We start from the raw sequence: 11,050 nt of genomic DNA, 5'->3' as shown, positions 1-11,050 counted from the left end.
GGGGCAGCTGCCCCTCCAGGACGCAGACCAGCAACCTCATCCGCTGTAACTCCTTGGGAGTCATCGAAATCATGTCCTTCTTCATGGGGGACATAATCGCTAAGCAGTTACAGGGGACAAAGTCGCTAAGCTAATACAGTGAGCTGGAAGCCGGTTGCGTCTTCATCAACGGGATGGTGAAATCCGACCCCCGCCTACCGTTCGGCGGCGTCAAGCTTTCGGGTTACGGGCGCGAGTTGTCGGTGGAAGGCTGTCGCGAATTCGTCAACATCAAGAGCGTGTGGCGCGGCGAGTGAGTCACTCTTCGCGGCGGGGCGCGGCGCGCGTTTCGGCCATGGCCCGTTGTTCGCGCAGCAGCTCGATCAGCAATTGTTTGACCGTGAACTGCAGGTTGGTCGGCGTGGCGGCGGCGAAAATCGGACGCGGCATTCCGGTTTCGCCGAACTCGTCCATCAGGCGGTGAAATTCCTCGCCCGTCAGGCCGGACATCAACAAAACCCGCGGCAACTGGCCCGGGCCCGCCGGCTCGCCGGGGTCGACGGCCGTCAACGCGTCCGCGACCGTCCGTTCCAGCAACGCCGCCGAGCAGGCGACCAGCGGCACGGCGGCGGCGCCGATCCGATCCAACAAAGCGCGGATCGCGGCCGCTTCGGCCGCCGTATAACCGGCCAACAGAATTCCGGGCGACCCGAACCGCCGTTCCCGATCGCGTTCCACCTTACGAAAACCCGCCTCGGCCATGATCGCTCCTCGTGGTATCACGATTCAGTTTCGCCGATCGGCGCCGCGGCGGCAACCGCGGTCCGGCGTTTTCTTGACAAACGAAGCGCCACCCGCCCTAATAGAGGTTCGGTACCGGTCAACCTATCCGCAAGGAGATTCCCGATGTTTCGCCAGGCCATCAAGACCCTGTTCGCGCTCGTCCTGCTGTCGCTGTGCCTCGCTCCCGCGATGGCCGGCGCGCAAACCTTCGATCCCGAGTTGCAAGCCAAGGCCGACGATTACCAGGACTACATCGACACCTGGGTGATCACGCCGTTGGGCGCCCTGACCGGCGCGGTCACCTTCACCGACGCCTCGCGATCGGAAATCTCCTGCCTGAATTACCAGGGCGACAGCATGATCTGGAGCGGCGAGTACCTGGGCAGCCAGGCGCTCCGCTACCGCATCACCGGCGACGAGGGGGCGCGGCAGAACATCATCGACATGGTGCAGTACATGCAGTCGGCGCACGACATTACCGGCACGCCGGGTTACATCGGCCGCTTCGCCGGTCCCGACGAAATGCCCTGGAACTGCAACGTCAAATCAACCGGCGGCAAGGGCCCGGAAAAAGTGCTGGGCACCGGCGAATGGGAAGGCTATTACTGGATCGACGAAACCAGCCGCGACCAGTACAGCGGCTACATGTTCGGGATGGTGCAAGCCTACGACGCGATCGACGACGAGCCGACCAAGGAAATCATCCGCAACGCGATGGCTGAAATCGTCGAAATGCTGACCAACAACCGCTGGAACATCACCGACCAGAACGGCGAATACACCGGCAACGGCGCCGCCTACGTGGGCCCGTTGATGCGCCTGGGCTGGCTGGTCATCGCCGCGCACGTCCTGGACGACGAATACTACTGGAACCTGCTCGACGAGCAATACGTCGCCATGAAGCCCTTCCTCGCCGTCGACATCTGGTCTGGTTACAACCGCTACCGCGAATTTTTCGGCAACAACCTGCGTTACCTGACGTTGCAGTCGATCTTCCGCCTCTGGCCCGACCGCGTCCGCCTGCAGGAAATCTGGGACTTGCACCAACGGTGGAACCGACCGTCGACGAAGGAAATCCTGAACCCGTTCTTCGACGCGGTGCACGTCGGCGGCTGCCTGCGCCTGGGCAACTGCGACGAGACGGAAATGGAACAGATCGCGGCCGACAACCTGAAGGTGCTGCAAGACTTCTGGGAAGCGCCGAATTACCGGCGGCCGGTCGTCTGCTCCGATCAGCCGCTCGACCCCTTCTCCGTCTGGGCCGATCAATTCCTGCACAACATCCCGTGGCTCGAAGATCTGATCAACATCGATCCGCAAACCGCCGAGGCGCGCGAGTTGCAGGACCGCCCGTGGACCGACATGTACTGGCAAAGCGGCGACGTCTTCGCGGTGTCGTGCAGCGGCTACGAGGACCAGACGTTCGTCGGCTCCGGCTTCGATTACGTTCTCGGCTACTGGCTGAACGTCTTTTACGGCATCCTGCCCGGCGACGGCCCGTACGGCGACGACGACCTGGACGACGACGATGACGACAACGACGACACCACCGGCGACGATGACGATAACGACGACACCACCGACGACGATAACGACGACAACGACGACACCACCGACGACGATAACGACGACAACGACAATAACGACGACAATAATGATGACAACGACGACAACGACACAGTCGCCGACGACGACAACGACGACAATGACAGCGGCGGGTGCGGCTGCTGAACGGCCGGCTCGTCGAAGATACCCAACCTCCGCGAGGAACGAATCATGGCGAAAATCAAATTGGCTCCCGGGCCTTTCATCTTCCCGATGCCGCTGGTGCTGATCGGCACCGCACAGGACGGCCGGGCCAATTTCATGCCGGCCGCCTTCGTCGGCATCACCAACTTCAAGCCGCCCGTCGTCGTTTGCGGACTCGACTCGAAGCATCTCACCGCCCAATTAATTGAGAAACAGGGCGAGTTCAGCATCAATCTGCCGCCGCCCGAGTGGGTGATCGTCACCGATCACTGCGGTCTGGTTTCCGGCCACAAGGTCGATAAAAGCGGCTTGTTTCAGACCTTCACCGGCGAATTGGCACACGCGCCGATGATCGAAGGCTGCCGACTGGCGGCCGAATGCCGCCTCATCCGCACGGTCCCGCAGGGGGTCGACACCGCCTATTTAGCCGAAATCGTCGCGGTGCACGCGGATGAGGAAGTCCTGGTCGACGGCCAGCCCGACTGGACGAAAATCAACCCGATGCTGTTCACCTTCCCCAAGCCGGCCTATTGGCGGCTGGGCGAATACATCGCCCCGGCCTGGCAGGTGGGGAAAACCTACCAAAAGTAGTCAACGACGGGACCGGAAAACATGACCCAGGACGCCACGCAGAATTTTGTTTTTGCCCGCGGACCGCGCATTCTCTTCGGGCCGGGATCGTTTCAACAATTGCCTGACCTGTTGCGGCAATACGGGCGCCGGGTCTTGTTCGTCACGGGCCGCGCTTCCTACCGGCAAGGCGAGCGGTGGGATCGCCTGCTGGAAGCGCTGGCGGCGCGGCAAATGGAGGCGGTCCGCGTCGAGGTGCAAGGCGAACCGTCGCCGCAACTGGTGGACGAAGCGGTCGCGCACTATCGCTCGGGCGGCTTCGAGGTCGTCGCGGCCATCGGCGGCGGCGGCACGTTGGACGCCGGCAAGGCCATCGCCGCCATGCTGACCGTGGACGGCGCGACGGAGGAATACCTCGAAGAAATCGGCAGCCGCGCGCATCCGGGAACCCGGCTGCCGTTGGTGGCGATTCCGACCACGGCCGGCACCGGCAGCGAAGCGACGAAAAACGCGGTCCTGAGCCGAATCGGTCCCCAGGGGTATAAAAGATCGTTGCGCCACGACAACTTCGTCCCCGATCTTGCCCTCATCGATCCGGAATTGATGGTGAGCTGTCCGCCCGATCTGACCGCTGCCTGCGGGCTCGACGCTTTGACGCAATTGTTGGAGGCGTACGTTTCGACCAAAGCCAGCCCGCTGACCGACGCCTTGACCTTCAGCGGCCTGTTGCACTTCAAGGAAAGCTTCCCCGCGGTGTGCGGCGAAGGCGCGACCAACGTGGCGATGCGCGGCGCGCTGGCCTATGCGGCGCTGCTTTCCGGCCTGACCCTGGCCAACGCGGGCCTCGGGGTAATCCATGGCCTGGCCGGCCCGTTGGGCGGTTTTTTCGCCATTCCGCACGGCGTCGCCTGCGGCACCCTGCTGGGCGCCGCGACCGGCGTCAACATTCACGCGCTGCTGCATCGCGAAGCCGGCGACAAGACCGCCCTGGCGAAATACGCCATGGCCGGACACCTTTTAAGCGGCCGCGAACCGGAGGACATTCACCAGGGCTGCGATTTTCTGATCGGGCAATTGAACGACTGGATCGATGAGTTGCAAATTCCCAGGCTCGGGGCCTTCGGTATCGAGGAAACGGATTTTGAGAAAATCGTGGCGGCGGCCGACAACAAAAACAATCCGGTCCGCCTCGAACAAGAGGATTGGCGCAATATTCTGAAACTGCGGTTGTAGCCGGCGGCTTTCAGCCGACGTGTTCGATGATGATCCCTTCGATGACCTGAGCCACGTCCTCGCAACTGTCGATCGCCGACTCCAGCATCTCGTACACTTCCTTGAGCTTGATCACGGTCAGCGCGTCGAGGCCGTCGCGGAAGAGCGCGGCGATACCGGAGCGATGCAGGCGATCGCCCTCGTTTTCCAGCCGGTTGATTTCCTTGCAATGCTGTTGGAAATCGAGGTTTTTCTTCGCTTTGGTCTGCCGCAGCAGGTGCACCAGTTGCACGACCTCTTCCTGGGTTTTGACCAGCACGTCGCACAATTCGCAGGTTTGCGGGGGAACTTCCTTGATTTCGTACAGCACCAGGCGGTGCGCGGTGGCCTCGATGTAATCGACGATATCGTCCATGGTCGAGAGCAGTTCGCGGATTTCCTCGCGTTCGAAGGGCGTGATGAAGCTGCGCCGCAGCAGATCGACGGCCATGTGGGCGATGGCGTCGCATTCGTGTTCCAACTCGGAAACGCGATCGAGCGACTGGCCGGTTTCTTGGCCTTGCAGATTCTCGAGGATGGCTTTCATGGTAGTCGCGGCTTCGAGAACGGTATCGGCGTGACGATCGAACAGATCGAAGAAGTCGATATTTTTGGGCATTAACCGGGAGAACATGCTCGACCCCCTTGAAGTACGATGTGTGAGCGCGCCATGCCATCGGGAACGCGCCGCGCGATCAACGGCTGTCGCCCAAAGCTTGAGTGTGCGTTTTATCGGTATCAACTTCGCTTGGGCGCATAAGCACGAACGGAAGCAAATCAACGTTCACGGAACACGAATCATCGCCAGCGGCCAGATTCTTCCGCGCGTTAAATAGCGCTAACTTTATAGAAGGGCAATCCCTCGTTTGTCAACCGAAGCCGTAAAAAACTGTGGAATTGACTTGAAATATTCGCACCGCGACCTCCTAACAAGTCGATAACAATCAAAGAAATTTTCATTACTCCAAGATTCGGCCCGATTATCGGAACCAATTTCACTACATTTCCCGCCTTACGATTCGCCTCGATCCCGCGTTGCGGCATTCGCTTCAACCTGCGTTCAAAAAGGCCGTTGGCCGAATCATGTTTCCCTTTGCATTTCAAGAATTTGTCGCCGGTGAAACAAGAACTTTGCTCTTTTTGGCCTTGCGCAAATCACGAGGGATGGGTAATTTAGCCCGCTGGGATATTGGGGAAGATCTTTCCAAGCTTCAGAGGTAGTAACGAAATGAAATGGGCTCAACCTGTTCTCTCGTTGGTCGCGATCGCTTGTTTCATCATTTTCCTCCCGCTATCGGCATCGGCCTTCGATCTGGTTTCGATGCAGCCTCATTATGACCGTTTTCAAGTCTTCACCGACGAACCGTTGGTGTTGGTTTTCGATCAATCCTTGGATTCCGGAACGGTCACCGAAGAGTCCCTGTTGATCTACGATTTTAAAACCGAGGAATACCTGGACGGCGAACTGACGTTGCAAACGACGACCGTCGCCGACGACACCCTGGTCTTCACGCCGCTCGACGGCGTTTTTCCCTGGGGCGAACGCCTGCAGGTGACGGTCGACGCGGGGCTGTCCGATCTGTTCGGCAACTCGTTTGTCGGCACGCTGCCGACGCTGGGCGTGTTCGTCGCCAATATTCCCAATGATCTGCAGCGTCCGGAAGTTCCGGTCGGCCCCGGGTTTCCCGTCTCCTTGTACGTCAACTCCAACGTGCTCTTGGGCTTCAACCCGATCGACCCCGAGTCCACCGATCCGACAGACATCAACCGCATCCCCGGCATGTCTGGCACCGAGGCCTGGAAGCTGCACACCGGCGATCCCGCCGTGCTGATCGCGGTCATCGACGACGGCACCAATTCGCTGGATAACGCGGAACTCAGCGAACGCACGTGGATCAACCGCGGCGAAGTTCCCGCCCCGACCCGGGGCAGCGCGATCTGCGACAACTGGGACTGCAACGGCGACGGGCGCTTCAGCCCCGCCGATTACGCCTACGACGGCCAACTCAGCGACGGCAACGGCAACGGCCGGTTGGATCTGGAAGACGTTTTCGAGGAATTTTCCGACCTCGTGGACAACGACGACAACGGCTACGTCGACGACATCAGCGGGTGGGACTTTTTCCGCAACGTCAACACGCCGCTGGGCGTCAGCAGCTTTCCCGAGGGCACGCACGGCCACATGCGCATGGAAGACGCGGTCGCGATCGCCGACAACGGCATCGGCGAGAAACCCGGCTTTTGCCCCAACTGCTCGGTGGTGGTCGTTCGCACGGGCGAGGCGATCATGACCGAGTTCAACCTGCTGACGAAAGGCATGGAATACGCCGTGTCCCTCGGCGCCGACGTCATCATCATGGCCACGGGCGTCGCCGACTACAGCTACGAATGCGAACAAGCCTATTCCGCCGCTTACGAGTCCGGCATCTTCCTGGTCGCCGCCTCCGGCGATGAACTCGGCTTCCACCACGTCTACCCGGCCGCCGGCGAGGACGTTTATTCGATCAAGGCGATCATGCCGCTGCCGCCGGTGGAATTCGGTCCGATCGATCTGTCGAACCTGGCGTTCGTCGAAAGCTACTGCACCAACTACGGCGCCCACACCGAAGCAACGGGCGTCACCGGCGCCTGCTCGTCGGAAGCGACCAGCAACACCGGCGGCATCGCCGGCCTGCTGATGTCCTACGCGCGCAACCAGGGGCTCGGTCGCCTGACGCCGGGCGAAGTGCGCCAGCTCATCAACATGACGGCCGACGACATCAAGGATTCCTGCCTGGCCTTCAACCTCCAAGGCTGCAAAGAGGGCTGGGAACAGAATTTCGGCTACGGCCGTATCAATGCCTACAAAGCCATGCTGGCGTTGGGTGACCCGTTGTTCGGTATTCCGGAACGAATTCCGCCCGACCTGCGCATCACCGCGCCGCGTTGGTGGACGACGATCGACCCCGCGAAAGACCCGACCATGGACGTCGAGGCCGAGATCTACGCGCGCGGCCGCGCCTACCAATGGGTGTTGCAGTTGGGATTCGGCGTGGAACCGAACGACGACGAGTTCGTGCAAGTCGACAGCGGCAGCGGGATCGACCGGTTCTCGGGCGTCCTCTCGACCATCAACATCGCCGACTTCGTCGACGACACCTGGCTGCATCGTCAACCGCAGGGCTCGAACGATTTCACCATCACCCTGCGCCTGCAAGCCTGGTGGACGCCGGACGTCGGCGATCCGGTGAAAGGCGAAATCCGCAAGGCCATCGCCTGGCATTCCGACGATGATCCCGATACCGGCTTGTTGCCCGAGTTCCCCAAATTTATCGGCGCCTCCGGCGTTTCCAGCCCGATCTTCTACGACCTGGACGGCGACCCGGACGGCGCGCTGGAAATCGTTTTCGCGACCGCCCTGCCCTCGGTCGAAGTGTTCAAATACGTCGCGGAAACCAAATCCTTCGAGGAAGCGCCCGGCTTCCCGGTCGAGTTGCCCGCTTTCCGCTCCTACGAGGATTCCGTCATCGCCTCGACGGCGGTCGGCCAGGTTTTCGGCGATGGCATTCCGTACATCGCGGTGGCGACCAATCAGGGGTTGGTTTATTTGGTTCATCCGGACGGCGACAACCATTCCGGCGGCCCGTTCGTCGCCGGCTTCCCGGTGTCGGCGATGGAGCCGGACAACGAAACGCCGCTCTCCTTCGGGCACGGCAACGCCTTCCTCGCCTCGCCGGTGCTGGCCGATCTGGACCTGGACGGCATGTTGGAGATCATCGCCGCCTCATACGATCAGCACGCTTACGCCTGGAAAGTCGTGGACGAAAACAGCGACGGTAAAGCCGACTCCGTTCCCGGGTGGCCCGTCCCGCTGTATTCAGACGCCGCGCACAACCTGGTGCCGCCCGAAAAAATCTGCGACACGACCATGCCGGCGCAAGTGCTGGGCACCCCCGTGGTGGGCATTCTCGATCCCAACCACACCGATTTGAACATCTCCACCCACCCGGCCGTGATCGTGCCGACCTCCGAGGTTTGCGAGGGCAGTGGCTCCGCGACCGGCCGCGTCTATGCGATTTATTGGAACGGCACCGAAAACGAAAACGGGCCCTTCCTGCCGGGTTGGCCGGCGGTGGTGATGATGCCCCTCGGCGGCGAACTGCCGATCCCGCCGCTGACGATCGGCATGACCTCCAGCCCCGCGGCGGTTCGTTACAACGGCGAATTGATCGTCGGTGTCGGCAGCTTCTTCTGGCTGCCGCAACTCATCCACTGGGACGGCGGCGAAACGCGGGTGCAACACCTTTGGTCGGATCTCAACCTGGGCGTCACGGCGAACGGCACTTTCGCCCGTTTCGACGACTCCGACGACCTCTGGTATTTCTTCCCCACGGCCGGCTTCATTCAGAAGACCGAAAACGGTTTCCGGCTGGCGGCGTTCAACATCGTCGGCTGGCGGATGGACAACCTCAAGAAACCCGCCTGGCGGAAAAACTTCGAGGACATCAACTTCTTCGTCAACCCGGTCCTCGCCGACCTCAACAACGACGGTTTGAAAGAATTGATGGCCGGTTCCGGCGGCTATCTCATTCACGCCAACGACATGAATCTCGACGAGCCGACCGGCTGGCCGAAGTTCACCCAGAACTGGCTGACCAGCAGCGTGACGGTCGGCGACCTCGACGGCGATCGGACCCTGGAAACCGTGGCCGTCACCCAGGAAGGCAATTTCTGGGCCTGGCGGACGGCGGGCAACTCCTGCGAAGGCAACCGGTCGAACGCCGAATGGCCGCGCTTCCATCACGACCCGTACAACAGCGGCCTGTACGGCCTGGACGCGGTGCCGCCGCGGCTCGTGCGCGATTTGAAGGTCTACAAAACCGGCGATCCGGCCATCTTCGAAATTCGTTTCACCGCGCCGGGCGACGACGAGGACTGCGGCACCGCGGCTTCCTACGACATCCGTTACAGCGCGTCGGCCGACGCCGATTTGCGCGATCCGGAGGTCTGGGCGGCCGCGACCGCGATTACGCCGCCGACCCCGATTCAGGGCGGGGAAGAAGTCAGTTACCAGGTCGAGGTGCCGGACGCCGCCGTCTTCGCGATGCGTTCCTACGACGACGCCAACCTCGTTTCCTACATCTCGAATCTGGCGACGCCCGAGGACGGCCCGGCGGATGACGACGACGATGACGACAACGACGACGCCACTCCCGACGACGACACGCCCGGCGACGACGATGACAATGACGACAACGACGACGCCGTTTCGCCGACGCCGGCGCCGGCCGCCGCCGAAAAGGACGAATGGGAAGACACCGGCTGCGGTTGTTGAGAAAAAAGCGCTTCTTGAACGGCGGCCGGGATCGCTTTCCCGGCCGCCGTTCTTTTTTCCAGACGTCGGGCCTCCGATCTTCGACTGGTTTTTCAGCCGGCAATTACGCGTGCCAGATCATGAAGACTCAATGCATTTTGACATCGGGTGCCAGTGACAAACCGATACAATTTTTATTTCCAATTTCTTAACAAATTGTGCTATGGATTATCGACGAGTGATTGGGGAGCAAATTGGTCGAGCATTCCGGCATCCGCCAGGCAAAGGGCTCGACGAGGGACCGATGGACTTGATGCCCAATCGCCCATCCATATTTTTCTGGCTAATTATTTTCCTGCTCATCCTGCCTGAATTAGTCGGCTGTTCCACAACAACCGCGCCGGCCTTGGAACCTTCATCGGCGCCGATTCTGGTCGAAGGGCGCGCCCTCACCCTGAACGATGTGCTGGCTCGACAAGGCGATCAAACCAACCGCCGGACTTTTCAACTCGGCTCCGAGGTCCGCGAGGGGCTCGCCGCGACGCCGCCTTCCGAAATATCGTTTTCCACGAAGATTCCTCCGAGCGCCGAAGCCCGCTTCTCGCTCGGTATCGTCGGCCGGGATTGGACGCGCAGCACCAATGAAATCACCTTTTCCATTTACTTGCGCGACAACGAAAACATGCAGTTGGCCTTTCAACAGACGATCGGCGCCGCGACCACCGAACCGCAGTGGACCTCCGCGGTGCTCCCGTTGGATCAATACGCCGGCCAGCTCGTGGATTTCGTGTTGGAAACAACCCTGGCGGCGCACCGGCAACCGAATCCGCCGTCGCCCTTCGACGGCGTTCCGGTTTGGGCGGACCTCCAGATCGGCACCCGGCGCGACCGCCAAAATCCGCCGAAAAAATTCAACGTGCTTTGGATCACCATCGATACCCTGCGCGCCGACCATCTGGGCTGTTACGGCTACCATCGCCCGACCACGCCCGCGATCGATCGCCTCGCCGCGCGCGGCATTCTCTTCACGAATTTTTTCAGCGCCTCTCCCTGGACGCGGCCATCGGTGTCGGCCATGCTGCTCTCGCGTTATCCGCATGACGCCTGTTCGCAGCGCAATTGCACGGGCGGAGATTTCGTCGTCGATTCCAAATGGCTGACCTTGCCCGGCGTTTTACAAAAAGAGGGTTACCGGACGGCCGCGTTCGTCAACAATGTGCAACTCGGCGCCGATTACGGGCTCAATCACGGGTTCGACCGTTTTCTGCAAGTGGATTCCGACGACACTCTGCTGGACTCGCTGCACGCCTGGCTGACCGAACCGGCGATCGACCAGATGTGTTCGAGCCGGTCATTAAGCCCACCGAGTTCGGTCATGGCCTGCTTTAGCAGCCGAAGCGAACAGTCGTCAGCGGTTTCTTTGCC

Annotated in this window: 6 protein-coding genes and 2 pseudogenes; 5 read left to right on the top strand and 3 right to left on the bottom strand. The window is 61.1% G+C overall.

The annotated features are described in order from the left end of the window. The first annotated feature begins 140 nt into the window (after positions 1-140). Positions 141-296, top strand: a pseudogene (locus GX444_06695) (aldehyde dehydrogenase family protein). A gap of 1 nt (position 297) precedes the next feature. Here the strand turns inward: GX444_06695 and GX444_06690 are convergent. Then, positions 298-741, bottom strand: a complete 444-nt coding sequence (locus GX444_06690; protein ID NLH48275.1) for a DUF3783 domain-containing protein — start codon at positions 739-741, stop codon at positions 298-300. 1,521 nt (positions 742-2,262) lie between these two features. Further along, a pseudogene (locus GX444_06685) lies at positions 2,263-2,469 on the bottom strand (hypothetical protein). Between the two features lie 69 nt (positions 2,470-2,538). On the opposite strand from GX444_06685, the gene GX444_06680 reads away from it, so the two are divergent. Together GX444_06680 and GX444_06675 are read left to right on the top strand one after the other, a co-directional pair. Next, the gene (locus GX444_06680; protein NLH48274.1) at positions 2,539-3,102 is read left to right on the top strand and encodes a flavin reductase family protein; all 564 of its coding nucleotides are present in this window, start codon (positions 2,539-2,541) and stop codon (positions 3,100-3,102) included. A gap of 21 nt (positions 3,103-3,123) precedes the next feature. Then, positions 3,124-4,314: an iron-containing alcohol dehydrogenase gene (locus GX444_06675; protein ID NLH48273.1), complete on the top strand. Its 1,191-nt coding sequence runs from the start codon at positions 3,124-3,126 to the stop codon at positions 4,312-4,314. Positions 4,315-4,324: 10 nt separating this feature from the next. On the opposite strand, the gene GX444_06670 is transcribed toward GX444_06675, so the two are convergent. Next, a complete protein-coding gene (locus tag GX444_06670; protein ID NLH48272.1) occupies positions 4,325-4,966 on the bottom strand; it encodes a DUF47 domain-containing protein in 642 nt (213 codons plus the stop codon). A 687-nt stretch (positions 4,967-5,653) separates the two neighbouring features. Here GX444_06670 and GX444_06665 point away from each other — a divergent pair. Further along, positions 5,654-9,646 carry a hypothetical protein gene (locus tag GX444_06665; GenBank protein NLH48271.1) on the top strand — a complete coding sequence of 1,331 codons (3,993 nt, stop codon included), beginning with the start codon at positions 5,654-5,656 and terminating at the stop codon, positions 9,644-9,646. A gap of 385 nt (positions 9,647-10,031) precedes the next feature. Further along, the coding region (locus tag GX444_06660; protein NLH48270.1) for a sulfatase-like hydrolase/transferase at positions 10,032-11,050 on the top strand (1,019 nt) is incomplete at its 3' end.

Source organism: Myxococcales bacterium, assembly GCA_012517325.1.
In the GTDB taxonomy this organism is placed as follows: domain Bacteria; phylum Lernaellota; class Lernaellaia; order Lernaellales; family Lernaellaceae; genus JAAYVF01.
This window is presented reverse-complemented; position numbering and strand designations above follow the sequence as displayed.